Source organism: Mesorhizobium sp. B2-5-7, assembly GCF_006440875.1.
Classification (GTDB): domain Bacteria; phylum Pseudomonadota; class Alphaproteobacteria; order Rhizobiales; family Rhizobiaceae; genus Mesorhizobium; species Mesorhizobium australicum.
On sequence record NZ_VFUO01000004.1, the window covers coordinates 484,358 to 511,247 of the forward strand.

Annotated in this window: 25 protein-coding genes and 1 pseudogene; 6 read left to right on the forward strand and 20 right to left on the reverse strand. The window is 63.3% G+C overall.

All coding sequences use genetic code 11. The annotated features are described in order from the left end of the window. Window positions 1–49: 49 nt before the first annotated feature. On the forward strand, window positions 50–727 hold the full coding sequence (locus FJ543_RS20240) for a DUF1236 domain-containing protein (RefSeq protein WP_140876682.1): 678 nt from the start codon (window positions 50–52) through the stop codon (window positions 725–727). A 160-nt stretch (window positions 728–887) separates the two neighbouring features. On the opposite strand, the gene FJ543_RS20245 is transcribed toward FJ543_RS20240, so the two are convergent. After that, entirely contained in the window at window positions 888–1,499 is a 612-nt protein-coding gene (locus FJ543_RS20245; protein WP_015316474.1) for an alpha-ketoglutarate-dependent dioxygenase AlkB, read from the reverse strand. Window positions 1,500–1,666: 167 nt separating this feature from the next. Here FJ543_RS20245 and FJ543_RS20250 point away from each other — a divergent pair, with 167 nt between their 5' ends. Together FJ543_RS20250 and FJ543_RS20255 are read left to right on the forward strand one after the other, a co-directional pair. Then, window positions 1,667–2,104 carry a GFA family protein gene (locus FJ543_RS20250; protein ID WP_140876684.1) on the forward strand — a complete coding sequence of 146 codons (438 nt, stop codon included), beginning with the start codon at window positions 1,667–1,669 and terminating at the stop codon, window positions 2,102–2,104. Between the two features lie 70 nt (window positions 2,105–2,174). Continuing rightward, window positions 2,175–2,375 carry a KTSC domain-containing protein gene (locus tag FJ543_RS20255; RefSeq protein WP_015316472.1) on the forward strand — a complete coding sequence of 67 codons (201 nt, stop codon included), beginning with the start codon at window positions 2,175–2,177 and terminating at the stop codon, window positions 2,373–2,375. 11 nt (window positions 2,376–2,386) lie between these two features. On the opposite strand, the gene FJ543_RS20260 is transcribed toward FJ543_RS20255, so the two are convergent. The 9 genes from FJ543_RS20260 to cyoA all read right to left on the reverse strand — a co-directional run bounded on the left by FJ543_RS20260 (window position 2,387) and on the right by cyoA (window position 11,436). Continuing rightward, window positions 2,387–3,649 carry a DUF763 domain-containing protein gene (locus FJ543_RS20260; RefSeq protein WP_140876686.1) on the reverse strand — a complete coding sequence of 421 codons (1,263 nt, stop codon included), beginning with the start codon at window positions 3,647–3,649 and terminating at the stop codon, window positions 2,387–2,389. A gap of 78 nt (window positions 3,650–3,727) precedes the next feature. Then, entirely contained in the window at window positions 3,728–4,336 is a 609-nt protein-coding gene (locus FJ543_RS20265) for an isochorismatase family cysteine hydrolase (protein WP_015316470.1), read from the reverse strand. 229 nt (window positions 4,337–4,565) lie between these two features. Continuing rightward, complete coding sequence (locus FJ543_RS20270) at window positions 4,566–5,102, reverse strand: response regulator transcription factor (protein ID WP_140793973.1); 537 nt, start codon at window positions 5,100–5,102, stop codon at window positions 4,566–4,568. Next, entirely contained in the window at window positions 5,092–6,444 is a 1,353-nt protein-coding gene (locus FJ543_RS20275; RefSeq protein ID WP_140876688.1) for an ATP-binding protein, read from the reverse strand. The genes FJ543_RS20270 and FJ543_RS20275 overlap by 11 nt, the downstream gene beginning before the upstream one ends. Further along, window positions 6,441–7,247: an SURF1 family protein gene (locus FJ543_RS20280; protein ID WP_140876690.1), complete on the reverse strand. Its 807-nt coding sequence runs from the start codon at window positions 7,245–7,247 to the stop codon at window positions 6,441–6,443. Before FJ543_RS20280 ends, FJ543_RS20275 begins: the two co-directional genes overlap by 4 nt. Further along, entirely contained in the window at window positions 7,244–7,621 is a 378-nt protein-coding gene (gene cyoD / locus FJ543_RS20285) for a cytochrome o ubiquinol oxidase subunit IV (protein WP_140876692.1), read from the reverse strand. The genes FJ543_RS20280 and cyoD overlap by 4 nt, the downstream gene beginning before the upstream one ends. Next, a complete protein-coding gene (gene cyoC / locus FJ543_RS20290; RefSeq protein ID WP_210243705.1) occupies window positions 7,618–8,250 on the reverse strand; it encodes a cytochrome o ubiquinol oxidase subunit III in 633 nt (210 codons plus the stop codon). Before cyoC ends, cyoD begins: the two co-directional genes overlap by 4 nt. Next, window positions 8,247–10,244 carry a cytochrome o ubiquinol oxidase subunit I gene (gene cyoB / locus FJ543_RS20295; protein ID WP_140876696.1) on the reverse strand — a complete coding sequence of 666 codons (1,998 nt, stop codon included), beginning with the start codon at window positions 10,242–10,244 and terminating at the stop codon, window positions 8,247–8,249. Before cyoB ends, cyoC begins: the two co-directional genes overlap by 4 nt. A gap of 10 nt (window positions 10,245–10,254) precedes the next feature. Continuing rightward, a complete protein-coding gene (gene cyoA / locus FJ543_RS20300) occupies window positions 10,255–11,436 on the reverse strand; it encodes a ubiquinol oxidase subunit II (RefSeq protein WP_140876698.1) in 1,182 nt (393 codons plus the stop codon). Window positions 11,437–11,642: 206 nt separating this feature from the next. On the opposite strand from cyoA, the gene FJ543_RS20305 reads away from it, so the two are divergent. Continuing rightward, the gene (locus FJ543_RS20305; protein WP_041163728.1) at window positions 11,643–12,965 is read left to right on the forward strand and encodes an MFS transporter; all 1,323 of its coding nucleotides are present in this window, start codon (window positions 11,643–11,645) and stop codon (window positions 12,963–12,965) included. A gap of 56 nt (window positions 12,966–13,021) precedes the next feature. Here FJ543_RS20305 and FJ543_RS32305 read toward each other — a convergent pair. Both FJ543_RS32305 and FJ543_RS20315 read right to left on the reverse strand, forming a co-directional pair. Continuing rightward, window positions 13,022–13,108: pseudogene (locus FJ543_RS32305) on the reverse strand (SDR family NAD(P)-dependent oxidoreductase); the annotation flags it as partial. A gap of 220 nt (window positions 13,109–13,328) precedes the next feature. Beyond that, window positions 13,329–15,398, reverse strand: coding sequence for an FAD-dependent oxidoreductase (locus FJ543_RS20315; protein ID WP_140876702.1), 2,070 nt, complete (start codon window positions 15,396–15,398; stop codon window positions 13,329–13,331). 224 nt (window positions 15,399–15,622) lie between these two features. On the opposite strand from FJ543_RS20315, the gene argE reads away from it, so the two are divergent. After that, window positions 15,623–16,780: an acetylornithine deacetylase gene (argE, locus tag FJ543_RS20320; RefSeq protein ID WP_140876845.1), complete on the forward strand. Its 1,158-nt coding sequence runs from the start codon at window positions 15,623–15,625 to the stop codon at window positions 16,778–16,780. A 15-nt stretch (window positions 16,781–16,795) separates the two neighbouring features. Here the strand turns inward: argE and FJ543_RS20325 are convergent, their stop codons facing one another. The 5 genes from FJ543_RS20325 to FJ543_RS20345 are packed head-to-tail and all read right to left on the reverse strand — an operon-like array spanning window position 16,796 to window position 21,697. Then, the gene (locus tag FJ543_RS20325; RefSeq protein ID WP_015316459.1) at window positions 16,796–17,731 is read right to left on the reverse strand and encodes a LysR family transcriptional regulator; all 936 of its coding nucleotides are present in this window, start codon (window positions 17,729–17,731) and stop codon (window positions 16,796–16,798) included. Window positions 17,732–17,780: 49 nt separating this feature from the next. Continuing rightward, window positions 17,781–19,271, reverse strand: a complete 1,491-nt coding sequence (locus FJ543_RS20330; RefSeq protein ID WP_140876704.1) for an aldehyde dehydrogenase — start codon at window positions 19,269–19,271, stop codon at window positions 17,781–17,783. A 20-nt stretch (window positions 19,272–19,291) separates the two neighbouring features. Continuing rightward, window positions 19,292–19,966 carry a DUF1028 domain-containing protein gene (locus FJ543_RS20335; RefSeq protein ID WP_140876706.1) on the reverse strand — a complete coding sequence of 225 codons (675 nt, stop codon included), beginning with the start codon at window positions 19,964–19,966 and terminating at the stop codon, window positions 19,292–19,294. Between the two features lie 5 nt (window positions 19,967–19,971). After that, complete coding sequence (locus tag FJ543_RS20340) at window positions 19,972–20,388, reverse strand: RidA family protein (protein ID WP_015316456.1); 417 nt, start codon at window positions 20,386–20,388, stop codon at window positions 19,972–19,974. A 34-nt stretch (window positions 20,389–20,422) separates the two neighbouring features. Beyond that, window positions 20,423–21,697, reverse strand: a complete 1,275-nt coding sequence (locus tag FJ543_RS20345; protein WP_140876847.1) for an NAD(P)/FAD-dependent oxidoreductase — start codon at window positions 21,695–21,697, stop codon at window positions 20,423–20,425. 383 nt (window positions 21,698–22,080) lie between these two features. Here FJ543_RS20345 and FJ543_RS20350 point away from each other — a divergent pair, with 383 nt between their 5' ends. Next, window positions 22,081–23,700 carry a GMC family oxidoreductase N-terminal domain-containing protein gene (locus tag FJ543_RS20350; RefSeq protein ID WP_140876708.1) on the forward strand — a complete coding sequence of 540 codons (1,620 nt, stop codon included), beginning with the start codon at window positions 22,081–22,083 and terminating at the stop codon, window positions 23,698–23,700. A gap of 89 nt (window positions 23,701–23,789) precedes the next feature. Here the strand turns inward: FJ543_RS20350 and FJ543_RS20355 are convergent, their stop codons facing one another. The 3 genes from FJ543_RS20355 to FJ543_RS20365 all read right to left on the reverse strand — a co-directional run bounded on the left by FJ543_RS20355 (window position 23,790) and on the right by FJ543_RS20365 (window position 26,553). Further along, the gene (locus FJ543_RS20355) at window positions 23,790–24,548 is read right to left on the reverse strand and encodes an ABC transporter ATP-binding protein (RefSeq protein WP_167331150.1); all 759 of its coding nucleotides are present in this window, start codon (window positions 24,546–24,548) and stop codon (window positions 23,790–23,792) included. A 122-nt stretch (window positions 24,549–24,670) separates the two neighbouring features. Then, window positions 24,671–25,474 (reverse strand): ABC transporter permease, encoded by an 804-nt coding sequence (locus FJ543_RS20360; RefSeq protein ID WP_140660837.1) that lies wholly within the window; start codon window positions 25,472–25,474, stop codon window positions 24,671–24,673. Window positions 25,475–25,569: 95 nt separating this feature from the next. Then, window positions 25,570–26,553, reverse strand: a complete 984-nt coding sequence (locus FJ543_RS20365) for an ABC transporter substrate-binding protein (RefSeq protein ID WP_140715593.1) — start codon at window positions 26,551–26,553, stop codon at window positions 25,570–25,572. Window positions 26,554–26,890: the final 337 nt, after the last annotated feature.

Genomic DNA, 26,890 nt, shown 5'->3' on the forward strand with positions numbered 1-26,890 from the left:
GCCGAAGTTTTACCCCTTGAAGGGACGAACTCTCCGAAGGAGATTTCCTATGAAACATGTTCTCATTACCAGCATGCTGGCGATCGGGCTAGGCTGCGGGACGGCGATGGCTCAGACGCAGCAGCCCGCCGATAGCCAATCAGGAGCGGACACAAATTGCGCTTCCGGCACGACCAACTGCCAGAAGGGCTCGAAGATGAAGGAGCAGGCACAGGGCACCAAGTCCCAGACTGATCAGCAGGTTCAGGACAAGACCAAGGCCAAGACAGAGGAGCAGGCCCAGGGCAAGGCCGGCACCACCACGGACCAGCAGGCCCAGGGCAAGACGAAGATCCAGACGGACCAGCAGGCGCAGGGCAAGGCTGGCACCAAGACCGACCAGCAGGCTCAGGACAAGACAAAGGTCCAGACCGATCAGCAGGCCCAAGGCAAGGCCTCCACGCAGGACAAGACCTCGACCGCTTCCATCAACAATGTGACGGTTGAACAGAAGACCCAGATCACTCATGTGATCAGGGAAACCAAGGTCGAGCCGGTCACGAACGTCGACTTCGACGTCTCCGTCGGCATCGAAGTTCCGCGGCACAAGGTCAGGCTGCATCGCTTGCCGGCTCGCATCGTGAAGATCGTTCCGGCCTACGAGGCGTACGAGTATTTCGTTCTCGCCGACGGCCGGATCGTGATCGTCGATCCGGATACATACAAAATCGTGCTGGTGCTGACCTAGGGCAATTCCAGGGAAAAGTGCGTAGCGGTTTTCCGTTCGGAATTGCGTAAAAACAAAGAGTTAGAGCACAGGATCGTTCAACCCGCCCCGCTGCACGCGGGTCGGGTTGAGCACTATGGCGAGATGATGCGGAACTTCCCGTGCAAACCTCTGCGCATGCTCAGGGATTGCGAGGCCGCAATGTCCTCAAGGTAATCGAGTAGCGGTGCTCGGCAAGCGGCGGGATGCTGTGCTCCCATTGCGACCGCGACGGCCCCGTCATGAGATAGGCCGATCTCGGCTCGACAGTGATGGTCCGACGCTCCCATTTAGACCCATTCTTGCGCCGAAGGCGAAAATCGCAGGGCGCCAGCAGCGAAACGCCCGCGACATCCTCGAAATGCGGCTTGTCGCGGTGCCAGCCGATACCGGCGCCGGGCCGGTACTCGTTGATCAAGACCTGCGCGAAGGTTTCGGCCGGCCGGCGCGCAAAAGCCGCGACCTTTTCGCGCAAGGGCAGCAGAAAATCAGGTATCGGCGGTGCCTCGACCACCTCGCGCCGGTCATAATCGTAGCGAAGGCCAAAACCGACGACACGCCGGTTTGCCAGATGGCCATGGAAGTCGAAGGCCTTGAAGGGCAGTGCCTCTAGATGATGGACGAGTTCGATTTCGTCCTGTGGCGTGATCAGTCCGGTCTGGTAGGCGAAACCCTCCGGCAGATCATCCTGAGCGGCACCGAAGAGATCGTGCTGGGCCACACGGCCGGCTGTTTTCGGTTTGAGCGGCGACATTTTGCCTAGATGGTGAAGGCCGGACCACAAGGCAATATGGGAACCGCGCTTGCCCGCCCTGGATACGTCCCAAAACCGGCGCAACGGAACCGCGGGAGGAGCGTGAAAGTTTAGCAACGGCGGTTCCGTCGGGGGCCGCCGGGCACGTTCTAGCCTTGGAGTGCCGGATGACGCGCGTTGAAACCGGGGCCTGCTTTTGCGGGGCGATCGCCGCCACCATGGACGGTGAGCCTTTCTGGATATGCTACGATCACGATGACGATTGCCGACGGGCCATCGGCAGTCCACTCACCGTCTGGGTCGGGTATCGGCCGAGCCAATTCAATCTTTTGAGGGGGACGCCAAAGGCCTTTTCCAAGACGCCGGGTGTTATCCGCACTTTCTGTCCCGACTGCGGGAGTTCGATAGGCTATAGCGACGAAGGGCTGCCGGACGAGCTTTATCTGACGATCGGATTCTTCGACAAACCCGAAGGGCTGCGGCCACAGGCCCATGCCTATTGGGACCTCAGGCTGCCTTGGGTCGACTTTGCCGACAAGCTGCCGCGCATCGATCGATATTCGAGGAAACGCGATGCGAAGTTCGGCAACCCAAGCGACAGGTAGCAATGTCGGATGGCGGCACGGAACCGCACCACGCCTGGCGGGTTATTTGGCTGAGCCGTCAGGTGCCAGCATGCCATCGACCGTCATTCGAAACACGCAATACGATCCCGCGACCAGGATCCTCTCGGTCTGGTTCGTGCCGCACGGCAACCGCTATGACTATGAGGACGTCGCCCCGGCTACCTATGCGGCGTTCATGCGCGCTCCTTCGAAAGGCCGCTTCTTCAATAAATTCATCAAGGACCACCACAGGTACCGTCGCGTGGCGTGATGCCCGGCCCGTCACGCCTTCCTGTTCTCGTCGGCGCTCAACTCATCCGGCGCCGGTTCCCAACCAAAGACACTGCGGCCGCCAAGCAGATGCGACTGGTCGAATTCGCCGGCGACAATTTCCTTGAGGCTGGGACCCGTGACGTATCGCTCGACCTGCCGCGACTGATGGTCGAGCCGCCTCAGAGCGCCGATTTCCTCTTCGCGACCGAGCCTGGCCTTTTGCACGGCGGACTTCAGCACGCCGATCGTCTCGTCATAGACCTTGAGCGGTACAGGGAACGGATGCCTGTCCTTGCCGCCATGCGCCAGCGAAAAACGACCCGGGTCCGAAAATCGGCAAGGCGCGCCATGCACCACTTCGGCAACGAGAGCGAGTGCCCTCACCGTGCGGGCGCCTACGCCCGGAACCAGGAGAAGCTCGGCAAAATCGGCTGGACCTCGCTCGGCGGCGGCGGCCATGTTGCCATGAAGGCGATGCATCACGACGTCGCTTTCGCGGACGTCGTGATGAGCCGGCATGATCAAATGCGGCAGCAGGGGCTGCACCGGAGCCGGTGCCGTACCAGGCTCCAGCGCGGCGAACTCCCGAAGGATGCGGTCCGGCCCAAGATCCTGGAGGAGATCAAGCTGTCCCTGGCGCGAGGCTTCGGCGCGGCGGTCAGTCAGGTTGACGATCTCGCCCTGGTTGGCGCCTTCGATGGCAGCATGCAGGTGGTCGACAAAGCTCTTCAAACCTTCGGACAGCCAATGGTAGCGGCGCGCCACCTTGCTGTCGCCGTTCATGCCTTGCTGCACCACCACCCAGTCGCCGTCGTCGGTGACGATGAAGCCATGCAGATAGAGGTCGAACCCGTCCTGAACGGCGGCGCTGTCCACCTTGGCGACAAGCCGGCTGGCGGTCGCAAGGCGGGCTCCGTCGAAGCCGATGCGCTCACCAATGGCGGCAAGCTCGTGGGGGGTTTTGCGCGAATGCGCGCCACGGCCGCCGCAGACGTGGATGCCGAGTTCGCCCGACAGCGGCGTGAGGCCGCGTTTCAAGGCGCCGACGACGCTGGTGGTGATGCCGGACGAATGCCAATCCATGCCCATGACCGCGCCGAAGGACTGGAACCAGAACGGATGCGCCAGACGCCGCAGCAATTCGTTGCGGCCATAGTGATGGATGATCGCCTCGCACATGACGGCACCGAGACGCGTCATGCGGTCGCCCAGCCATTTCGGCACGCGTCCACCGTGAAGGGGAAGATCAGCACTGCCCGATCGTTGCGCCACGTTTGCCTGCTCCAATGTCCGCAATTGGGACAGATAAGCACTACAGACCCCGCAGGGAAGGCTGACGCTACACTGGCGTCAAGTCCAGTTCGAGAGAACCGTTTCCATCTCGACTGTCTCGACCTGCTGCGCGAAGCGCTGGTGATAGACGGTAAGCAGTGCGTCATGCGTTGCGTCGGAAGAGCTGCACAATGCGTCGGTGACGAGCACCACGCGATAGCCGAAATCGATGGCGCCGAGCACGGTGGCTAGGACGCATACATCGGTTTCGCCTCCCGTGACGACCAGCGTGTCGATCTCGCGTTCCATCAGAAAGGCCCTGAGGCGCCCTTCGAACCAGGGGGAATAGATGTGCTTGTCGATGACTGCCGCCGGCGGACAGTAAGCGGCGAGCGCCGGCAACAATTCGATCATCTCCGGCCCGATATTGTCGATCGCCATCGAGGCCCAGCGCTCATAATAGCGCTTCCATGTACCAGCGCCTTGTCCCGGCCTTTGCGCAGGCAGGAAGCGCGTGAAAACCGTCTGTTCCGCACGCCTTTCGACCAACCTCTCAATTTGAGGCAAGACACGGGTTATCCAGGGTGTCGCCCAAGGCGACGGTTCGGCAAACAGCTTCTGCATATCCACACAGACATGCATGCACCGGTCGCCCAATGGGCCATAAGCCAAGCCTGGCATCGACATCAACGCATCTCCGACCGGCGGTGCGTTCTCATGACTTCCGGCACTGCCATCCGGATACGCAACGCCGCATGCGGGAACTCGTTCCTGAGCCGCCGGCAGGAACCGACGCGGATGGCCGGCGTCTCCGCCGCGGTGAACGGAGGCGCTCGCATAAAACTGTCGGAGCTGTGGGGCGGTCCTCTTTTAAGGCTGTGCCGAGAGCGGCACCGCGGCTCGCCGGACCTTCCCGCTATCTCACCACACGCTTCTCGAGCTTGCGGGCCAGGGTGCGCCGGTGCAGGCCAAGCCGGCGCGCCGTCTCGGAGATGTTGAAGCCGGTTTCGACCAGGGTTTCGTGGATGCGCTCCCACTCCAGGTTCTTGATCGAGGTGGGCCGGCTGGAAAGCGGTACGGAAACGTCGCCCTCGGCACGGCCGAAGGCGGCTTCGATGTCATCGGTATTGGCGGGTTTGGCCAGGTAATGGCTGGCGCCGAGCTTGATCGCCTCGACCGCCGTGGCGATGCTGGCAAACCCTGTCAGCACGACGATCCTGATCGACGCATCGCGGGCGCTGAGCAGCTTGACGCACTCCAGCCCGGAACCGCCGGCTCCAAGCTTGAGATCGACCACGGCATAAGCCGGAACGGCTTTTTCGAGGGCGCCGAGCAAGGCTTCCCTGTCATGGCAGACCATGACGTCGTAGTCGCGCTTTTCGAAGGAGCGCTTCAGCGTCTTGGCGAAGGTCGCGTCGTCCTCGACGATAAAGAGGGATCGATCAGGCCTCATGATCATCTCCGTCGGTCAGCGCCGCGAGCGGCAGCGAAAGCGTAACACAGGCGCCCTGCTCCATGTTGCGCGCGGAAAAATCACCTCCCAGTTTCCGGACCACGTTCACGACAAGGAAAAGACCAAGACCGCCCCCTGGCCGTCCCTTGCTCGACATATAGGGCTGGCCAAGCGCCGCCAGAATAGTCTCGTCGAAACCCGGCCCGCGATCGCGCACGGCGATCACCAGCTTGTCGCCCTGCCGCTCGGCAGTGACGCCGACCCAAGCCTGCGACGCTTCCTGGGCGTTGTCGAACACGTTGAAGATGACCTGCTTCAGCGCCGTGTCGGACACGATCTGCTCGTCCGGGTCGAAATCGTTCGTGTATTCCAGCTTGAATGGCTGGCGACTGATGCGCCATTCCTCGACCAGATCGTCGAGGAAACCGCGAATGGTGGTGCGTATCGTTCCCTCGCCCCTGGCCTGGCCGGAAGACATCAGAATGCCGGACACGATGCGCTTGCAGCGCTCGATCTGCGCCCGCATTTCGGCCATGTCGGCCGCCAGTTCGCGGTTGCGTGCAAGGGTGCGCATCTGGCGCCAGTCGGACAGGATGACGGATATCGTGGCAAGCGGCGTACCCAATTCGTGCGCGGCGCCGGAGGCCAGCAGGCCCATGCGCACGATGTGGTCCTCCTCGGCCGAGCGCTGGCGCAGGTCGGCGAGATATGCATCACGTTCGCGCAGGTTGCGGTCGATGCGCGTCATGAAGATCACGATCAGGCCGGCGGCCAGCACGAAGCAGATGAACATGCCCCTGATATGCAGGGACAGGAGATCGCTGCCGCCATGATGCGGGATGGCGATCGGCTGGAAAAGGAAGATGAGGAAGACGAAGCAGGCCGACGCGGCCGCCACCAGGATCCAGGTAAACCTTGGGGTCAGCAGTGCCGCGCCGAGCGTGATCTGCAGAAGGTAGAGCGATACGAACGGATTGGACGCGCCGCCGCTCAGGTAAAGCTGCGTCGTCAGTGCCGCCATGTCGAAGATGAGCGCGACGAAGAGCTGGGTGTTGGTGATCGGCCTGATACCGCGCAGGACCAGCAAGCTGAAGATGTTGAGGCCAACCAGGAAAAGCACAACGCCGGCCATCTTCGCCAGCGGCAGCGGGATCTCGAACCAGTATTGCGTCGCCAGAATGGTGAGCACCTGACCCGCCACCGCCAGCCAACGCAGTTGGATGAGCAGGAACAAGTTCTTCCTGTTCGTTGCTTCGGGATTTGGTACCGCGCCATTGTTGGCGGCAAGGGACGCCGTCACCAGCGATTTGTCGCGGCGGAGCGCTTGCGTGGGAACGCTCATCTTGCTGGTCCTTGCCGCTGGGGGCGGCCGGTCATCGGCCTGGCCAGGGCGAGGGCAAGCATCGCAGCGAGCGTGAACCAGGTCAAAGCATAGATGAGGTGGCTGTTGCGGAAAGTCACGACGGTCAGCCCGCCGTGTGGCCAGCCGTCGATGCCGGATGCCTCAGCATCGACAAAATAGGGTGCGACATCCGTCAGGCCGCGCGCGGTTGCGATGGCAGCGACATCCCGCGAATACCAGCGATTGCCCGTGGTGTCATTCTTGCGCAGGAAGCCACCGCCTGGCTCGCTCATGCGCAACAGTCCATCGATGATGACCGGCGCGGTTGAGCCGCCGCTCTCTTGTCCGAACTCGGCCTTGCGCTCCGGGGGAATGAAGCCGCGATTGACCAGCACGACGAAGCCACTGTCGGTCCGCATCGGCGCCAGCACCCAATAGCCGCCGCCAAGCTCCGTCACCGCCTGGACCAGCGTGTTGGCGCCGCCCAGGAAGCGTCCGGCCAATCGCACATGGCTGTATTCGTAGCGGGCCGCGGTGATGCCGTTCCAGCTCTCCGGGCCAGGCGCTTCGAAAACCGGGGCATGAATGCGTTGGTCGACACGGGCGATCAGGTCGAGCTTCCAGGCCCGCCTCTCCAGCTGCCATATGCCGAGCCCGACAAACACCAGCACGCCGAGGAGCCCGAGCAGCACAAGGACAAGGCGCGATGCGGACGACCGGCCGGCGCCCTCTTGCGACGCGGGCCGCGGACCGATGCCCGTCGCCTCGGTGTTGGTTCTCCCAGAGCCCGCAACCGGGCTCATGGCATCTCGCGCATGTCGTGCAGCCCCGGCATCATGTTGGCGTTGAGATGATACATCACCCAGAGCGAGCCGGTCAGTACGATCACGACCAGGATCAGCGTGAAGATCAGCGCCAGCATCGACCATCCGCCTTCCGAGGTGGTGTTCATATGCAGGAAGAAGACCATGTGGACGACGATCTGCGCGACCGCGAAGGCCATGATGACGATGGCCGTCGCCTGCTTGTCGTCGATGGCGCCGCTCATGACCAGCCAGAACGGGATGGCGGTCAGGATCACCGACAGGATGAAGCCGGTCAGATAGCTCTGGAACGATCCGTGTGCTGCTCCACCATGGGCGTGGCCGTGACCCTCGGCATGATCATGAGCGCTCATCGCAACATTCCCATCAAATAGACGAAGGTGAAGACGCCGATCCAGACGACGTCGAGGAAGTGCCAGAACATCGAGAGGCACATCAGCCGGCGGCGGTTCGCCTCGACGAGGCCAAATCGTGCGACCTGGGTCATCAGCGTCACCAGCCAGACGATGCCGAAGGTGACATGCAGGCCGTGCGTACCGACCAGGGTGAAGAAAGACGACAGGAAGGCGCTGCGCTGCGGTGTCGCGCCTTCATGGATCATGTGCGAGAATTCATAGAGCTCGATCGACAGGAACGCCAGGCCGAACAGGCCGGTGACGGCGAGCCAGGCTTGCGTCGCCCCCACGCGACCCCTGTCCATGGTCAGCATGGCGAAGCCATAGGTGATCGACGAGAAGAGCAGCATGGCGGTGTTGACCGCCACCAGATCGAGGTCGAACAGGTCCTTGGGTGCCGGCCCGGCCGCGTAGTTGCCGCCAAGCACGCCATAGGCGGCGAACAGCATCGCGAAGATCAGGCAGTCGCTCATGAGATAGAGCCAGAAGCCGAGCATGGTGGAGCCGCCTTCGGCGTGCGCATGCTCCTCTTCCAGGTGAAACAGCGGTTCGGTGCCGGCTGTGATTGCTGTCGATGCCATGCTCAAACCCCAGCCCCGAGGAGCGTCGTCCTCGCCTCTTCCGTCCGAGTGACTTCGGCTGCCGGAATGTGGAAGTCGCGGTGATAGTTGAAGGTGTGGCCGATCGCGGTGGCGATGAGGCAAACGAAGCTCAGCGCCGCCAGCCACCAGATGTACCAGATCAGGGCGAAGCCGAGCGCGACGCTGAAGGCGGCCAGGATGACACCGGTGCCGGTATTGCTGGGCATGTGGATCGGCTTGAAGCCGGCGAGCGGCCTGGTATAGCCGGCCTGCTTCATGTCAAACCAGGCATCGTTGTCGCGAATGACAGGTGTGAAGGCGAAATTGTAGGCAGGCGGCGGCGAGGAGGTCGACCATTCGAGCGTGCGGCCGTCCCATGGATCGCCGGTCGGATCGGCAAGCGCCTCGCGCCTGCGGATGGAGACGAAGATCTGGATCAGGAAGGCGGCGATGCCGCAGGCGATCAGCACCGCGCCGAAGGCGGCGATGACGAACCATATCTGCAGGGAGGGATCATCGAACACGCGCATGCGGCGTGTCACGCCCATCAGGCCGAGCACGTAGAGTGGCATGAAGGCGAACCAGAAGCCGACCACCCAGCACCAGAACGAGACCTTGCCCCAGAACGGGTCGAGCTTGAACCCGAAGGCCTTGGGCCACCAGTAGGCAATGCCGGCGAACAGCCCGAACAGCACGCCGCCGATGATGACGTTATGGAAGTGCGCGATCAGGAACAGGCTGTTGTGCAGCACGAAATCCGCCGGCGGCACGGCAAGCAGCACGCCGGTCATGCCGCCGACGGTGAAGGTGAGCATGAAAGCCACCGTCCACATCATCGGCAATTCGAAGCGGATGCGGCCCCGGTACATTGTGAACAGCCAGTTGAAGATCTTCGCTCCCGTCGGGATCGAGATGATCATCGTCGTAATGCCGAAGAAGGAATTGACGCTGGCGCCGGAGCCCATGGTGAAGAAGTGGTGCAGCCAGACGAGATAGGACAGGATGGTGATGACCACTGTGGCGTAGACCATCGAGGTGTAGCCGAACAGGCGCTTGCCGGAGAAGGTCGAGGTGACCTCGGAGAAGACGCCGAACAGCGGCAGGATGAGGATGTAGACTTCCGGGTGACCCCATATCCAGATGAGGTTGACATACATCATCGGATTGCCGCCGAAGTCATTGGTGAAGAAGTTGGTGCCGACATAGCGGTCGAGCGCCAGCAGCGAGAGCACCGCCGTCAGCACCGGGAAGGAGGCGACGATCAGCACGTTGGTGCAGAGCGACGTCCAAGTGAATACGGGCATGCGCATCATCGTCATGCCGGGCGCGCGCATCTTGATGATGGTGCAGATCAGGTTGATGCCCGACAGCGTCGTGCCGACACCCGCCACCTGCAGCGCCCAGATATAATAGTCGACGCCGACGTCGGGACTGTAGCCTATGCCGGAGAGCGGCGGATAGGCGAGCCAGCCGGTGCGGGCGAATTCGCCGACGAACAGCGAGGCCATGACGAGGATGGCGCCGCCGACCGTCATCCAGAAGGAGAAATTGTTGAGGAACGGAAAGGAGACGTCGCGGGCGCCGATCTGCAGCGGCACGACGAAATTCATCAACCCGGTGACGAAGGGCATCGCCACGAAGAAGATCATGATGACGCCATGGGCGGTGAAGATCTGGTCGTAGTGATGTGAGTTCAGGTAGCCCTCGGAGCCATTGAAGGCGATGGCCTGCTGGAGGCGCATCATGATGGCGTCCGAGAAGCCGCGCAGCAGCATAACCAGCCCCAGCACCATGTACATGATGCCGATCTTCTTGTGGTCGACGCTGGTGAACCATTCACGCCACAGGTAGCCCCACAGCTTGAAATAGGTGATGACGCCGAGAAGCGCGATGCCGCCGAGCGCCACCGCGGCGAAGGTGGCGACAACGATCGGCTCATGCAGCGGCAGCGAGTCCCAGGTGAGGCGGCCGAAAATGAATTTGGTCAGCGTATCGGGCATCGCAAGTCTCTCACAATTCGCGCCGCAGCAGGCCGAGGGCCGGCGTATCGGCCTCCGCGCTGCGGCTGTCTGTCCGGGGCCGGAGCAGTCCCGCCCCGCGCAGCGGGGACAGGTTCTTCGCCGGCCAATAGGTCGGCCGGGCCTCGCGCGACGCGCGCGAGACGGCAGCGGCCTCCTCCGCCGTGCAGATGCTGGCGACATAGGAGGGTTCGTTTCCGAACACCGCGCCGCGCCACGCGAGCTTGTCATATTGCAGCGGCAAGGTGTTGCGCACGCCCGCAAGGCCGAGACCGCCCTTGGCGTCGATCGACATCATCTCGTCCATGCACATCTTGCCGCGCTCGACGCACAGATTGAGGATGGCGCCATAGAGATCGGGATCGACGGAGGCGTAGTGGCGGACGGGTTCGTTCTCGCTCGGCTTTTCGAGTTCGAGATAACTGTCGCGGTTGAGAGCCGCGGATGCGGTCCTGGCCTGTGCCACCCACTGGCTGAAGGCATCATCGGATAGGCCGTGGAAGGCAAAGCGCATGCCCGAAAAGCCGGCGCCGCTATAATTGGCGGAGAAACCGCTATAGGTGCCCGGCCGGTTGATGACGGCGTGCAGCTTCGTCTCCATGCCCGGCATGGCATAGATCTGCCCGGCGAGGGCTGGAATGTAGAAGGAATTCATCACCGCCGAGGAGGTGATGCGGAAGTCGATCGGCTGGTTGACCGGCGCCGCCAGCTCGTTGACGGCAGCGATGCCGTAATCGGGATAGATGAACAGCCATTTCCAGTCGAGCGCCACGGCCTCGACCCTGAGCGGCTTGTGCAACTGGGTGACGGGCTGGCCGGGTTCGATCCTGTCGATCCGGCGGTACGGGTCGAGCAAATGCGTGCCGAGCCAGGTCAGCGCGCCAAGGCATATAATGATGAGAAGCGGTGCTGCCCAGATCACCAGTTCGAGTTTCGTCGAATGATCCCAATCCGGCGCATAGGTCGCCGAGGCATTGGAGTGCCGGTAGCGCCAGGCGAAAAAGACAGTCAGCGCCATGACCGGAACGATGATGATCAGCATCAGCAAGGTCGAGACCACCAGCAGGTCGCGCTGCTGGGCCGCGACATCGCCTGCCGGCGCGAGCACGACCATATCGCAGCCGCTCAACAGCCCGGTCAGGGGAAACAGAAGCAAGGCCCCAAATCGTTTCATCAGATGCTGCCCTCGATGGACCGCCGCAACGTGGAGGGATGTTGCGGTGCGGTATCAACAAAGGGCTACTGCCGGCGGCGGCGCGCTGACATTGGACAATTTGTCCAATGCCCAGCCGGGGTGGGTCTGGCACAGTGTGCAGCGCACAATGGAATCCCTGTGATTGGGTCCCAGATATTTCATTCCACGCGGTGGCGACGGACAAGATGGCTCAGACTTCGACTGCCGAAACAAACAGCGGGCTGATCGGCTCGGACCACGGCCAGGTCAGCGCGGGCGATATCGCGGTCGGCGTGATCGTGGGCAGGACGTCGGAATTCTTCGACTTCTTCGTCTATGCGATCGCGTCCGTCATCGTGTTCCCAAAGCTGGTGTTTCCGACGCACGACCCGCTCGTCGGAACGCTCTACTCCTTCGCCATTTTCGCACTGGCCTTCATCGCCCGTCCGTTCGGCTCCGTTCTGTTCATGGCCGTCGATCGCGCCTATGGCCGCGGGGCGAAATTGACGATCGCGCTGTTCCTGCTCGGCACCTCGACCGTCGCCATCGCGTTCCTTCCCGCCTATGGCGATATCGGCGCGCTTGCGATCTGGCTTCTGGCGCTGGCCCGCATCGGGCAAGGCGTGGCGCTCGGCGGAACCTGGGACGGACTTCCCTCGCTGCTGGCGCTGAACGCGCCTCGGAACCGGCGCGGCTTCTACGCCATGATCCCGCAACTCGGCGCGCCAATCGGCCTCATCGTGGCGAGTTCCCTCTTCGCTTTCTTCGTCGCCAACCTGTCGGCCGACGACTTCCTTGCCTGGGGCTGGCGCTATCCTTTCTTCGTCGCCTTCGCCATCAATGTCGTGGCCCTGTTTGCCAGGCTGCGCATTGTGGTGACGCCCGAATTTTCAAGATTATACGAGAGCGGCGACCTGCAGCCGACGCGCATCAGGGATACGGTCAGGGCCGAAGGCCGCAATGTCGTCATCGGCGCCTTCGCGCCGCTGGCGAGTTTCGCCCTGTTCCACATGGTGACGGTGTTTCCGCTCTCCTGGGTGTTCCTGTTCACCAATGAGGGGCCGGCGCGCTTCCTGACGATCGAGGCGGTGAGCGCGCTGTTCGGCATCGCGGCCATCGTCGCGTCGGGGCCACTGGCCGATCGTGTCGGACGCCGTGCGCTGCTCGGCGGTTCGGCGATCGCCATCGCGACGTTCAGCGGCTTTGCCCCGCAGCTTCTGGATGGCGGCACCGTTGGGGAGGCCCTGTTCATGGTGCTGGGCTTCATCCTGCTGGGGCTGAGTTTCGGGCAATCGTCGGGCGTCGTCGCATCGAGCTTTTCGCGGCACTATCGCTATACCGGCTCGGCAATAACCTCAGATCTTGCATGGATGTTCGGCGCCGGCTTCGCGCCGCTCGCAGCCCTGCTTTTGGCCGGCAATTTCGGCCTCATCGCGGCGGGCGCCTACCTGCTCTCGGGCGCGGCCTGCACCTTGCTTGCCTTGTGGATCGACGGGCGGCGTTCGGTCGCGGACCGTCCGACCGACTGAACTCTATAAATGGCGGGAAGGGTCAGCGAGCGTCGCCGGAGCCGCTGCCCTCCCGGTCAGCGGAACATCGAGCCGCCATCCACGTCGAGCGCGGCGCCGTAGACGAAGCTCGCGGCGTCGGAGCAGAGGAACAGGATCGCTGCGCGGCAAGGTAAGGCTCGCCGAATACACCGGCGCCGTCACGCTCCTCCATGTCGAGCTGGACAGTGGTCAGACCTGCCTCGTCTCCACAATCAAGGACCGGCCACAATCAAGGACCGGCGCCCGAAACCGGCGCCGAGCTCGGCCTGCGGGCCGAACCCGGGCATCTGCACTTCTTCGACCAGGAAGGGCGGGCGATCTGATCCGCCGCGCCCCGGCGTTCTATTCCGCCGCCAGTGCGGCGACTTCCCGCCGAAATGGCAATGCGTCGCCGATGTCAGGTTCGTCCAGCTCCCGGGCGAAGCGATGGCCGGCATAGGTTGCCCAGGCGATCGGCCCCGGTGCTTCGGCGTCGCCAATGACCTTGACCGAACGGATGCCGTTGTCGGCCCACTCGTTTTCCCGCGCCTTGAGCTCGCGCCAAACGGCGTCGTCCTGATTGCGTGACGTGACCAGGACGACGGCATCGGCCGCCAGATCCTGTTTAGCGCCGGTGTAGACGCAGGCCGTCACGACGCCACCTGAAGCGACACTCGTGACGGTCCTGTTGAGGACGATATCGACGCCGAGTTCAGCCAGGCGGCGGTGAATGGCCCCTTGCTCCAGCGTGTTGCGGGTCCAGTCCGAGACATAAGCCGATGGCGTCACCAGGGTCACCTTCGTTCCCCGAAGCGCCATCAGCTCGGCGAGAACGCCGCCCATGTAATAGTGGTCGTCGTCGAACAGCACGACCTTGCCGGCCGGAACCTTGCCGGCCATCAGATCGTCGGGTGAGTAGACCGGCATCGCGGCGTCGATCGGCATCGGCACGACATGGGCACGCGCGACGCCGTCGCGGCGCCAGGTCGATCCGGTGGCAATGGCGACGTTCTGGAAGCCGAACGAGAGGATGTCACCGGCCGACAGCCGGCTTTCGAAATAGATGTCGACATCGGGCATCTGGCTGAGCTGATACTGCCGATAGTCGCGCACCCTGCCCCAGGCCGACAGGCCTGGAAGTTTGCTTTCGCGCGCCACGCGTCCGCCAAGCTCAGTGCCCGCTTCCGCGATGGCCACTTTATAGCCGCGCAGGCCGAGCGCACGCGCGGCCTCCAGTCCGGCGGGCCCGGCGCCGACGATCAGCACGCTGTCGCTGTCGCCTTTCGCCTGCATGCGCTCCGGATGCCAGCCTTTGCGCCATTCCTCCATGAAGGTCGGGTTCTGCGTGCAGCGTGAGATCGACATGGTCATGTCGCCGGTGATGCAGATGTTGCAGCCAATGCATTCGCGGATGTCCTCGATGCGGCCCTCCTCGACCTTCCTCGGCAGGAAAGGATCGGCGATCGACGGGCGCGCGCAGCCGATGAAGTCGAGCGTGCCCGACCGGATCATCCTGACCATCACGTCGGGCGAGGTGAAGCGGCCGACGCCGACGACCGGCTTCGAGGTCAGCTTCTTGATGCCCGACACCAGGCTTTCCTGCGCCGCCTCGTCCTTGAAGCGTGACGGACCCGAGCAATCCTCCCAAGCGCCGTGCGCGAGATCCCAAAGATCGGGCAGTTCGGCATGCATCTCGATCATGTCGCGGACTTCCGAATTGGCGAAGCCGAGTTCACCGATCATCTCGTCCAGCGACAGCCTGAGCGTCAGGCCGCACGTGTCGCCAATCGCGTCGCGCCCTTCCTCGATCAGCTCGCGCATCAGCCGCGAACGGTTTTCCAGCGAGCCGCCATATTCGTCACCGCGCTGGTTGGTGGCCGTCGATAGGAAATGCTGGATGATGCCGAAGCCATGCGCGCCATAGAGGCAGACAAGGTCGAAACCCGCCTGCTTGGCGCGTTTGAAGGCATTGCGGTGCCAGCGGCGCAGGTCGCGTATGTCCTCTCTGTCCATGGCGCGCGCCTGCACCGGATCATTGGTGAAGGTGCGGATCGGCAAGGCCGACGGCCCGCGCGGCACCTCCTTGGTGTAGAGGTTGGGACCGTTGATCCCGGAATAGGCGAGCTGGATGCCAGCCAGCGCCCCGTGCTCGTGCATGGCCTCGGCCATCTTGGCCAAAGCCGGAATGTCGGCGTCATCCCATAGCCGCAGTTCGATGAAGGGCGTGATCTCGGAGGTATGGTGCATCTCCGTCTGCTCGGTGAAGATCACGCCCCAGCCGCCTTCCGACTTGATGCGGCGCATCTCTGCCGCCGCCGATGGATCGCGATAGCCACCGCCATTGCAGTGCGGAACCTGATAGAAGCGGTTCTTGGCCGTCACCGGACCTATCTTCATCGGCTCGAACAGGATGTCGTAGCGTGGGTCGCGCATGTAGCTTCCTCCCTGCCGGCTCGGCACCGCCGGTGCTGCCGAGACTACTCATAAGTTCGAGCCGGCGCGGGAAAACTACGGATTTCTTCTGTGCCGATTAGGACGCGCCTAATCGCGCGCGCCGGCGCGAATTAGTCTGCGTTGAACCGGGGCTGAGCGAAATGCGACTTCAGAGCATCGGCGGCATGATGCTAGACAGCCAGAACCCGACCGAGAGACAGAAAATGGACAGCATCAGGATTCTCGAACGGCTGATCGCATTCCCCACGGTGAGCCGCGACTCGAACCTCGACCTGATCGGCTATGCGGCCGACTTGCTCGAAGCGAGCGGCGTTGCCTGCCAGATCGTCCACGGCGCGGACAGGCACAAGGCCAACCTCTTTGCCACCATTGGCCCGGCAGGCAGACCCGGTGTCATGCTGTCCGGCCACACCGACGTCGTTCCCGTGGACGGCCAGAACTGGACGCTGCCCCCATTCGAAATGACCGAGCGCGACGGCAAGCTCTATGGGCGCGGCGCGGCGGATATGAAGGGTTTTGTGGCCTCTGCGCTCGCGATCTGCATCAAGGCCTCCAGGATCGCGGTTCGGACGCCGTTGCATCTGGCGCTCTCCTGTGACGAGGAAGTCGGCTGCCTGGGCGTGCGCGACCTGATCGAAATGCTGCGTGCGGCGCCGCAACGCCCGCTGCTGTGCATCGTCGGGGAGCCGACCAACATGCAGGTGGCGACCGGGCACAAGGGCAAGCTTGCCGCTCGCGCCGTCTGCAGGGGACGCGAAGGCCATTCGGCGCTCGCCCCGCTGGCGCTCAATGCGATCCACCTCGGGTGCGATTTCGTGCGCGCCTTGCGTGACGAACAGGAACGGCTGGCCCGCGACGGCGCCCGCGACGGCGACTACGACATTCCCTACACGACGGTTCATGTCGGCAAGATCAACGCCGGTGTCGCGCTCAACATCGTGCCCAACCTCTGCCACGTCGATTTCGAGATCCGCAACATTGCCGCCGACGATGCCGCCAGCATTCTCGACAGGCTGCGCGCCGCCGCGGTGCGCATTGCCGGGGACGCCGCTTCGATCGCGGCAGAGGCAGCGATCGACATCGAGATCACCAACACCTATCCGGGCCTCGACACGCCGGCCGCATCGGAGGCGGTGGCCTTCGTCAAGTCGCTGACCGGTGCCAACGACACGATGAAAGTCGCCTTCGGCACGGAGGGCGGATTGTTCAGCCGCGATCTCGGCACACCTGCCGTCGTCTGCGGGCCGGGCTCCATGGCGCAGGGCCACAAGCCCGACGAATTTGTCAGCGTCGAACAGCTGCGTCGTTGCGACGCGATGCTGGACAGATTGCTGGAACGGCTCACGGACGGCTGGCCGTGAGCCGCATGGCAGGCCTCACTTCACGATGCGCTCGGTACCGAAGACGCCCTGCTCGACGACGAAGCGGCGACAGTGGTCGATGAAGGCCTGCACCGTCAGCGTGCGATGCTCGGCGTTCGGCAGGGCAATTCCTATAGTCAGCGGCCGGAGGTCGCCCAACAAAGGCACAAAGACCAGCAATTTGCCGTCCGGCGACATGGTGTTGAGCGGCCGCATATTGGCGATGCCGTAGCCGAAGCCGTTGGCGACCATCGAGCGCATCACGGCGATGTCGCCGGTGCGCTCGACGATCTTGGGCCGCAGGCCCCTGGGCTGGAAAGCCGACAGGAAATATTCCCTGCTGTAGGGCAGGTCAAGCAGCACCATCGGCTCATCGACCAGCTCCTCGGGCGTGATACCTGCCTTCGCCGCCAGGCGATGCGCGGCCGGCAGCATGACATAGGCCGGCAACTGCATCAGCGGCTCGAAAGTCATGTCTTGCGACAGCTCCAGATCGTAGGTCAGCGCGGCGTCTATTTCGCCACGTTGGAGCATCTCGAACAATTGCCCCTGGTTGCGCTCGAATTGCCTGACCCGCACATCGGGATAGGCGTCCTCGAATTTCTTGCGCAGTGCCGGCAGCACGATCTGGGCGAAAGTGAGCAGGCAGCCGATCGCCAGCGGTCCGCGCACCTTTTCGGCGATATCCCCGGCAATGTCGTGCAGCGCATCCGCGTCGTTAAGCAGACGCGCTGCTTCCTTGAGGAACAGGCGCCCGCCCGCCGTCAGCGCCAGCGCGTGCGAATGCTTGCGCACGAAAAGCTGCACGCCGAACTCGGCTTCGAGCTGAGCGATCGACGCCGAGATCGATGGCGGCGAGACATTCACCTGCTCGGCCGCCTTGGCGATCGAACCCGCTTCGCCAACGGCGACGAAATATTCGAGTTGTCTCAGCGTGAAGCGAAGCGGCATGGTGGCTATGTTGCCGGTTTGCAGCCGGCGATCAAGTCGCGGCCGCTTCTCAATATTTTATCCAGGTAGTCTTCAGCGCGGTGTACTTGTCGAGCGCGTGCAGCGACAGGTCGCGCCCGAAGCCGGACTGCTTGAAACCGCCGAAGGGAGTCATCGGGCTCAGCGCGTCGACGGTGTTCACGGAAACCGTGCCGACGCGCAGCCCTTCCGCGAGACGATGCGCCCGCGACAGGCTGTCGGTCCACAGAGATGCGGCCAGGCCGTAGACGCTGTCGTTGGCGATGCGAAGCGCCTCGTCTTCGGTGTCGAAGGCGATCACCGACAGGACCGGACCGAATATCTCGTCGCGCGCAAGCGGGTCGTCGGGCGAGACGTCGTCGAAGATCGTGGGCTGCACAAAACTGCCGCGCCCGTCGACGGTAACCCGGTCGCCGCCGGTCACCAGCCGTGCCGACTTCTTGCCGCCATCGACGAAACGCATGACGGTCGCGGCGTGGCGCGCGTCCACCATCGCACCCATCCTGGATGCAGGGTCGAGCGGATCGCCGGGCTGGGTCGCCGTCGCGCGCTGCGCCAGTTTCTCGACGAGCGTATCCTTGATGCCGCGCTCCACCAGAAGCCGGGAGTTGGCCGAGCATACCTGTCCCTGGTTGAAGAAGATGCTGAAGGCGGCCATGTCGGCTGCCGCGTCCAGATCACCGCAATCGGCGAACACCAGATTGGGGCTCTTGCCACCGGTCTCCAGCCAGACCTGCTTCATGTTCGACTGGCCGGAATATTGCAGGAACATCTTGCCGACAGCGGTCGATCCAGTGAAGGCAAGGCAATCCACGTCCATATGGCGGCCAAGCGCCTGGCCGGCCGTCTCGCCGAGGCCGGGCACCACATTGAGCACGCCGGCGGGCAGGCCAGCCTCCATGGCAAGCTCGGCCAGCCTGAGCGCCGAGAAAGGCGACTGCTCGGCGGGTTTGAGCACCACCGAATTGCCAGCAGCCAGCGCGGGCGCGCATTTCCAGGTCGCCATGTCGAGCGGAAAGTTCCACGGCACCACGGCGCCCACGACCCCAAGCGGCTCCCGCCGTACCAAAGCAAGGTCACCTCGGGCCGTCGGCGCCACCTCGTCGTAGACCTTGTCTATCGCTTCGCCATACCACTGGAAGATCGCCGCCGACCCCGGCACGTCGACGGTCGCTGCGTCCTTGACCAGCTTGCCCATATCAAGAGATTCCAGCAGCGCGAGCTCCTGCAGGTTCTCGCGCAGCAATTCCGCTAGCCGCAGCAGCACCTGCTTGCGATGCTGAGGGCTCGCTCTCGACCAGACGCCGGCCTCAAAACTGCGGCGCGCCGCGGCGACGGCAAGGTCGATGTCCTCTTCGCCGCAGGAAGCCACCTCAGCGAGCGTTGCTCCGGTGGCCGGATTGATGCTGGTAAATGTTCTGCCGGAACGCGCGGGCATTGCATTGCCGTCGATGAACGCCCTGTCGCGAAAACGGATAGCCGAGGCTTTGCTGATCCAATCCTTATGACTGAGTTCGCTCATGCCGGCTCCAGATTGTCGAACTACTCATCACCGGGAACGCCGTAGCTTGGCGCACCGGACGGGTTGAGGGCGCGCGTGACATAAGCATCGAGTTGGGGCTTATAGATGTCCCACAGCATTGCCAGCTGCTCGACCGGACACCCTTCGGTCCAGTCGCAACGCAGGTCGGCGACCGGCCATGACACATCGCGTACCAGTTTCATACCGGCGGAGCGGACAGGCCCCGCCTCGCCGCCGGCCTCGAGCGCGGCTCGCATGGTGGCGATCAGCCGGTCGCCAAGATCGCCTTCGGAAGCGAGAAAGGCGTCCACCATGGCTTGCGGAACCCTATCGCTGGCAAGCAGGTTGCCGCCGCAGGCGACGTCCTCGCCGCGTGCCTCGCTCCAGATGCCAAGCGCTTTCGGTCCCGAATGGATCGCGCTGCCGCCGGCCTTGTCGACCGCCAGGACCTGCCGGTATTCGCTGAAAGCAGCCGTGCGCTTCAGGATCGCGACGGCTTCGGCGGCGGAGGCGCCTCGCGCCATCAGCTCCAGCGCCCGTGGCCCGAGCGTCGGGTCCGTGACATTCTGGCTGGCAACGGCGCCGACGCCGGCCTGTGCATAGGCGCAGCGGGCCGCGACCGCGGGGGATGACGAGGATACCGCCACTCCGAACATGCCGGTGCGCCGGCACCGTGCGACGATGGAGAAGGTCATGGCGCTCAGTCCGGAATTACGGCCGTGCCGTCGATCTCGACCAGCCATTCCGGCCTTGCCAGGGCCGACACGACAAGGCCGGTCGAAACCGGATAGACGCCCTTGATGTATTCGCCCATCGTCCGGTAAACGGCTTCGCGATGGCGGACATCGGTGATGTAGACCACCACTTTCACCAGATGCTCCATGGTGCCGCCGCATTCCTCGATGAGCTGCTTGATATTCTGCATCACCTTGTGGGTCTGCTCGACCGGATCGTGGCTGGCGATATTCTTGGCGGTGTCGAGATCCTGCGGGCACTGCCCGCGCAGATAGATCGTCCGGCCACCCCGTGTGACGACCGCCTGGCACAGATCGTTGTCGAGCTTCTGCTCGGGATAAGTGTCCTTCGTATTGAAGGTACGAATTCGGGTATGCTTCATCTTGATCTCCATCAGGTCGGGCTTGCGGCGGCGGTCAGGCGTCCACGGTCTCGCGCTTAGCGGCGGCGTGATAAGCGAGATATTTGCGCTGCGTCGAAATACGGTCGGCCACGTGCTTGGCATCGTGCCATACGCCCCAGATGAAGCTGGAACCCCTTCGCGACTGCCAGGGGAGGCCCAGGAAATAGATCCCTGGCTCGGTCGAGACGCCGCGCTGGTGCCTCGGCCGGCCCTGCTCGTCAAAGGCGTCGACCTTCAGCCAGCTGTAATCGACGGCAAAGCCCGTCGCCCAGATGATCGAACTTATCCCGGCTTCGGTCAGATCGAGCTCGAGGATCGGATTGGTCACGCAGTCCGGGTCAGGGCCGATCCGGCGGGCCGCGGGTTCTTCGGGAAGGTCGAGACCGTTGCGCGCGACATAGGCGTCGGCCTCGTCCAGCAATGCCATCAGATTGGCATCACCGCGGGCAATGTTTTTGGCAAGATCGGGCGCGAAGGTCATGGCACCGTCCTGGTAGGCCCTCGTCATGCCGACGAGCGTAAGCCCCTGCGCCGCCAGACGGCGAAAATCGATCGTTTCTCCGCCCCGCGCACCGCTCACCGCGATCGTGACATGCTCCGTGCCGGGTCCCGGAGTTTCGAGGTCCCATTTGCCGAGAACGCCCAGCCACCAGCAGAAGTCGCGGCCGCGATAGGCGCGCGGCGGGCGGTCGTGCGCGCCGACCGAGAGATAGACGCGTTTGCCAGCACGCTGGAGTTCGTCCGCAATCTGGACGCCCGAGGATCCCGCGCCGACCACCAGCACCGCCCCTTTCGGCAACTGCGCCGGGTTGCGGTAGGCGCTGGAGTGGATTTGCAGGATGGCGGCATCGGCAGGAACGACCGACGGGATGACCGGGACCTGGAAAGGCCCGGTCGCCGCGATAACGCTGTTGGCCTCGATCACGCCATCGGACGTCTCGACACGGAATCCGGGCCGCCCGATGTTTCTTTGCACAAGCCTGACCTCGACGCCGCAGCGGACCGGCGCATTGATCTGCTTTGCGTAGGCGACAAAATAGTCGGCGACCTCTTCCTTGGAGGGAAAGCCATCGGGGCCTGTCACAGGAAATTCCATGCCCGGGAAGCGGTCGTGCCAGGCCGGGCCATTGGCAACCAGGGAGTCCCACCGCTGCGAGCGCCAGCGCTCGGCGATGCGGCCGCGTTCGAGAACGAGATGCGGCACCCCGCATTTGCTCAGGTGCTCGCTCATGGCCACCCCAGCCTGGCCGCCACCAACGACAAGCGTGTCTATCGTCTCAACCGACATGCCCAGTCCTTTTCTGACCATCCGACAGCTCCCGCCGCACGCGATGAAACCGATTTCCGCCGGCCGGCAAACGCAGCCCCGGGAGATCCATTTCGCCGTGTTCCGGACAGGCCGTGCGCCATCCGGTCGCCTCCCCATTGGCGCTCACAAGTAGCAGCACGTGCCCGTGGGCGCCCATAACGAATCTCCGAAGTCACGCGTAACCATTTCCGAATTTCTCGTGCCGATGGACGCATCTACAGTTTCAGCGGCCGGATCCGCAGCGCCGCATGAGCTGGCCGCGAAGCCGGGCACGTGTCGGCACGGAATTGTTGCGGAACAGGATGCAGCCTCGCAGCGGCCCGTTCGGCAATGCCACGAGCCGGCATTCTCGAGGGGCTGGCATGAAGACTGAGAGCTATGATTACATTGTCGTCGGCGCGGGTTCGGCCGGATGCGTGGTGGCCAATCGGCTGAGCGCCGATCCGTCGGTCAGGGTGTGCCTGGTAGAGGCAGGCGGCAGCGACAACAGCCTGCGGGTAAGGATTCCGGCGGGCATTCTGTCGCTCTATGGCAACCCGAACTACGACTATTGTTTCGTCGGCGTGCCGCAGCCCCATCTCAACAACCGCCGCATTCCGGTCAACCGGGGCAAGGCGCTGGGCGGATCGAGTTCGATCAACTCGATGGTCTATATTCGCGGTGCCGCGCAGGACTATGACGAGTGGGCCGGGCTCGGCTGCACCGGCTGGGCTTACAGCGACGTGCTGCCGGTGTTCAGGAAGCTGGAGCGCAACCTGATCGCCCAGGACCCACACTATCACGGCACGGACGGCGAGCTCATGGTCGACAATCCGCGCGATCCGAACATGCTTTCCAGCATGTTCGTCAAGGCCGGCAAAAATGCCGGCCTGCCCGCCAACGACGACTTCAACGCCGAGAGCCAGTTCGGCCTCGGCATCTACAACGTCACCCAGAACCGGGGCCAGCGCTTCAGCAGCTTTACCGCCTTCATGCGTCCGGTGCTCCATCGCGGGAACCTGACGCTGCTCAGTGCATGCGAGGTGGTCGACCTTGTCATCGCCGAAGGGCGCGCCACCGGCCTGCGGGTGCGCCACGACGGCGAGCAAAAAATACTCGCGGCTGGCCGCGAGATCGTGCTCTGTGCCGGGGCCATCAACTCGCCCAAGATCCTGATGGCATCCGGCATTGGCCCCGCGGACGAGCTGCGGCAGATCGGCATCACGCCGATTCTCGATCTACCAGGTGTCGGCAAGAACCTGCAGGACCATGTCGACGGCATGATCACCGTGCGCTCCAGGAGCATCAGGACGCTCGGCCTGTCGTTTGCCAACCTGCCCCGCATTGCGGCAGCGCCTTTCCAGTATTTCGCGCGCCGCAAGGGAATCCTCACCACCAACTATGTCGAAGCCGGTGGCTTTGCCAAAACCAGGCATGCGAACGGCCTGCCCGACATTCAGTTCCACTTCGTGCCGGGCTATCGCAGCCATCGCGGCAGGCTCATCGAATATGGCCACGGCTACGCCGTTCACACCTGCGTTCTCAGGCCTAAAAGCGTTGGCGAGATCAAATTGTCACGGGACAGTTCTCGCCGTGACGTTCTCATCGACCACCGCTTCTTCGCGGACGAGGACGACGCCATAGTGCTTGTCGAAGGCATCAAGATCGCGCGCAGGATTCTCGCCGCGCCGGAGTTCGATAACATTCGTGGCAAGGAGATGCTTCCCGGCAAGGATGTTCGAAGCGACGACGAGATCCTGGCCTATCTGCGCGCCGAAGCTCTGACCGTCTACCACCCTGTCGGAACCTGCAAGATGGGGACGGACGCGATGGCGGTCGTTAATCCGGCGACGCTGAAAGTGCGAGGCGTGGACGGTCTCCGGGTCGCCGATGCGTCAGTCATGCCGAAGCTGATCGGCGGCAACACGAACGCGCCAAGCATGATGATCGGACAGAAGTGCTCGGAGATGATCCTGGGCTCGGCGTATCGCGGCGAAAGGTAAGGACCCGCCCCGCCTTTCAACATTGTCGGCAGTTCAGCGTTGGCAACGCCGACCTGCCGACGACCGTTTGTGTTTCCTCGAGATTGCTCTCAATGATCCTCATCGATCTCGTCGTGCAAGAGGCCGAGGATGCGGCGCTTGAGGGCGATGAACTCGGGTTCGAGGATCACATCCATCGAACGCGGCCTTGGGATGTCGACCTTGATCTCCGCCTTGATCTTGCCGGGCCGGGCCGTCATCACCAGGACGCGATCGCCCAGGACCAGCGCCTCGTCTATATCGTGAGTAACGAACAGCACCGTCTTTTGCTGCCGCTCCCAGACGCGCAAAAGCAGTTTCTGCATGGTGCCGCGCGTCTGGCTGTCGAGGGCGCCGAAGGGCTCATCCATCAACAGAACGGCCGGATCGTTGGCAAGGGCGCGCGCGATCGCCACGCGCTGCTTCATGCCGCCGGAAAGCTGGGCGGGGTAGTGGTCGGCAAACGGCGCGAGGCCGACTTCGTCGAGATACTGGTCGACGATCTGCTTGCGCCGCCCCGCCGGCAGGCCTTTGCGCTTGGGTCCATACTCGATGTTGGCGCGCACGGTGAGCCAGGGAAACAAGGTGTAGCTCTGGAACACCATGCCTCTGTCTGGACCCGGTTCGATCACTTCCCTGCCATCGACCTTGATGCTGCCTGAAGTCGCGTCGTTGAGGCCGGCCGCAAGGTAGAGCAGGCTCGATTTGCCGCATCCCGAGGGGCCGACGATGACGCAGAATTCGTTCTTGGCCACCTTCAGCGACACATCGTCCAGCGCCAGCACGCCGTTGGCGTCGCCGTAACGCAATGTCACGTCCTCAACGGCCATCGTCGTGCCGGTCGAGCGCGGATCGCCGGTCGTCGCGGCCGTGCCGGCCAGATCGTTCGCCTTTATGGTCTCGCTCATTGCTACCCTTGATCCGACTGCGGTTTGCGAGCTTGCGTTCAAAATCAGGATGCCCATGGCGCGACCCTGGCCCGGATGATGCGGAACGCCGTGTCGGTGATAAGGCCCAGAAGCCCGATCGCGGCGATTGCCATGAAGATCACATCGACCTGGAAGCCTCGCATCGCCTTCAGGCTGATATAGCCGAGGCCGCTCGACGCGGCGACGAGTTCGGCCACGACCAGATAGGTCCAGGCCCAGCCCATGGTGACGCGAAGCGTGTCGAGGATGGCTGGAAGCGCGGCCGGGAAAATGACGTGCCACACCGCTTCGCTGCGCTTGGTGCCCAAAGTGTAGGAGGCGTTGACCAGGTCCCTGGAGACGCTGCGCGCACAGTCCGAAATCATCACGAGCTGCTGGAAGAAGGTGCCGAAGAAGATGACCGCTATGCGCTGTTCGATACCGATGCCGATCCAAAGGATGAACAGGGGCACGAAGGAGGTCACAGGGAGGTAGCGGATGAAGTTGACCAAGGGCTCCAGCGGCGCCTGCACCACCCGATAGGTCCCCATCCACAGCCCCAGCGGCACCGAGATCAGCGAGGAGACGATGAAGCCCAGGATCACCACCTTGGCGCTGGTGAAAGTGTGGTAAAAAAGGCTGCCGTCCTGGGACATGCGATAGGTCGTCTGCAGCACGGTTCCGGGCGTCGGCAGGAACATGTTCGGCACGACGCGGCCATAGGACAGCAGCGCCCAGCCGCCGATCACGACCACCCACATCGCCAGCGCGAGTGTCGTTGCCGTGCTGGCGGGAATGTTGGCGAATGGGGTCGTCAGGCGTGTCCACGCCGTCCGCCTCTGTGCCATGGCATGGCCTCCGTTGATTTTCTGAAGCGAGAAGGCTCCGGCCTGTCGGTAAACAGGGGTCGGCCCAAGCGGACCGACCCCGGTTTCTCGAAGGCTCATTGTTCCCTGATGAAGTCGGTATCGAGGATGGTTTTCGCGTCGATCGTCATCTTGAGCTTGCCGGCCTTGCCCCAGATGTCCTGCGCGAAATTCACCAGCTCGGACGCCTCGCTCTTTTCCGGCATACCGAAGAATTCCAGGTTGCGATCGCGATCGTAATAGCGCACGCCCTTGGCACCGGCGGCGAAATCCTCGGGCTTTTCGAGATAGCCGCCAATGCCCTTGGCCATGATCTCATAGGCCTTTTCCGGATTGGTCTTGATGTATTCAACCGCTTTGTAATAGCCCTTGACGAGGGCCTTTACGTCCTCGGGATGTTTTTCGATCAGATCGCATTTGAGGGCGATCACGTCGACGATCAAGCCAGGGGTGGTCGTGGAATCGATCAACACCTTTCCCTTGCCGCCCTTGCGGACCTCGGTGAGGTGCGGCTCCCACGTCACGGCGGCGGGAACCTGGCCGGCGATGAAGGCGGTCGCCGCGTCATCGGCGGTCATGTTGGTAATGGTAACGTCGTCCTCGGTCATGCCTTCCTTTTTCAGGAGCACGTTGAACCAGAATTCGGAAACGGAGCCCTCGTTCAAGGCCACCTGCTGGCCCTTCAGATCCTTGAGGGACTTGATGTCGGGCTGCGTGACGACGCCATCACCGCCGTGGCTGTCGTCGAGTGCAAGGACGTATTTGAAGCAGAGGTCGTCCGAGCGGTACTTCATCAGCTCGTCTACGGTGGAGGCGGCGCCATCGAGATCGCCGCCGGCGACCGCAGCCATGTAAAGCGCTGATTCTTCTATGACCTTCAGGTCGACGTCGACGCCGGCCTCCTTGAAGTAACCGAGGTCGCGGGCAAGAAACAGCGGCCCGTAACCTACCCAGGTCGTCATGCCGAGACGGATGGCGCCCGCATTGGCGGGAGCTGCAAGCCCCAGGCCCAGCAGGCCTGCGCCGACCGCGCCCATCAGGCAGTTTCGAAATGTCTTCATTGTCGTGGTTCCCCTATGGCTGTTGCCGGCATCGGCCTCATTCTCGCGGCCTATGCCGGTTGCGTTTCGGCAGCCGCTCTTGTTTGGGCGTCGCCTCCCAGCGAGCCTTGCGTGTTCTAAGGTTTGCAACAGAGCATCCGGGCCGGATCGCAAAAAGAAGTCTTTTTCTGCCCATTGCTTCGTCGAAACCGAAGCGGCTCGATAGCCGATCGGCGGCCTGGCTCTGGACCTGGCTGGCCATTTTCCGCAGGGTCGCCGACAGAAGCGGCCTCAATGCCGCAGCGCTCGAGAAAACGAGAGCCCCGTGCGCGAACCCCCTCCTGCGGGGCACAGGAAC

Coding starts and splice junctions, on each gene's coding strand:
- FJ543_RS20240 (WP_140876682.1), top strand. CDS start 50: ATGAAACATGTTCTCATTACCAGCATGCTGGCGATCGGGCTAGGCTGC.
- FJ543_RS20245 (WP_015316474.1), bottom strand. CDS start 1,499: ATGTCGCCGCTCAAACCGAAAACAGCCGGCCGTGTGGCCCAGCACGAT.
- FJ543_RS20250 (WP_140876684.1), top strand. CDS start 1,667: ATGACGCGCGTTGAAACCGGGGCCTGCTTTTGCGGGGCGATCGCCGCC.
- FJ543_RS20255 (WP_015316472.1), top strand. CDS start 2,175: ATGCCATCGACCGTCATTCGAAACACGCAATACGATCCCGCGACCAGG.
- FJ543_RS20265 (WP_015316470.1), bottom strand. CDS start 4,336: ATGTCGATGCCAGGCTTGGCTTATGGCCCATTGGGCGACCGGTGCATG.
- FJ543_RS20270 (WP_140793973.1), bottom strand. CDS start 5,102: ATGAGGCCTGATCGATCCCTCTTTATCGTCGAGGACGACGCGACCTTC.
- FJ543_RS20275 (WP_140876688.1), bottom strand. CDS start 6,444: ATGAGCGTTCCCACGCAAGCGCTCCGCCGCGACAAATCGCTGGTGACG.
- FJ543_RS20280 (WP_140876690.1), bottom strand. CDS start 7,247: ATGAGCCCGGTTGCGGGCTCTGGGAGAACCAACACCGAGGCGACGGGC.
- cyoD (WP_140876692.1), bottom strand. CDS start 7,621: ATGAGCGCTCATGATCATGCCGAGGGTCACGGCCACGCCCATGGTGGA.
- cyoB (WP_140876696.1), bottom strand. CDS start 10,244: ATGCCCGATACGCTGACCAAATTCATTTTCGGCCGCCTCACCTGGGAC.
- cyoA (WP_140876698.1), bottom strand. CDS start 11,436: ATGAAACGATTTGGGGCCTTGCTTCTGTTTCCCCTGACCGGGCTGTTG.
- FJ543_RS20305 (WP_041163728.1), top strand. CDS start 11,643: ATGGCTCAGACTTCGACTGCCGAAACAAACAGCGGGCTGATCGGCTCG.
- FJ543_RS20315 (WP_140876702.1), bottom strand. CDS start 15,398: ATGCGCGACCCACGCTACGACATCCTGTTCGAGCCGATGAAGATAGGT.
- argE (WP_140876845.1), top strand. CDS start 15,623: ATGGACAGCATCAGGATTCTCGAACGGCTGATCGCATTCCCCACGGTG.
- FJ543_RS20325 (WP_015316459.1), bottom strand. CDS start 17,731: ATGCCGCTTCGCTTCACGCTGAGACAACTCGAATATTTCGTCGCCGTT.
- FJ543_RS20330 (WP_140876704.1), bottom strand. CDS start 19,271: ATGAGCGAACTCAGTCATAAGGATTGGATCAGCAAAGCCTCGGCTATC.
- FJ543_RS20335 (WP_140876706.1), bottom strand. CDS start 19,966: ATGACCTTCTCCATCGTCGCACGGTGCCGGCGCACCGGCATGTTCGGA.
- FJ543_RS20340 (WP_015316456.1), bottom strand. CDS start 20,388: ATGAAGCATACCCGAATTCGTACCTTCAATACGAAGGACACTTATCCC.
- FJ543_RS20345 (WP_140876847.1), bottom strand. CDS start 21,697: ATGTCGGTTGAGACGATAGACACGCTTGTCGTTGGTGGCGGCCAGGCT.
- FJ543_RS20350 (WP_140876708.1), top strand. CDS start 22,081: ATGAAGACTGAGAGCTATGATTACATTGTCGTCGGCGCGGGTTCGGCC.
- FJ543_RS20355 (WP_167331150.1), bottom strand. CDS start 24,548: ATGGCCGTTGAGGACGTGACATTGCGTTACGGCGACGCCAACGGCGTG.
- FJ543_RS20360 (WP_140660837.1), bottom strand. CDS start 25,474: ATGGCACAGAGGCGGACGGCGTGGACACGCCTGACGACCCCATTCGCC.
- FJ543_RS20365 (WP_140715593.1), bottom strand. CDS start 26,553: ATGAAGACATTTCGAAACTGCCTGATGGGCGCGGTCGGCGCAGGCCTG.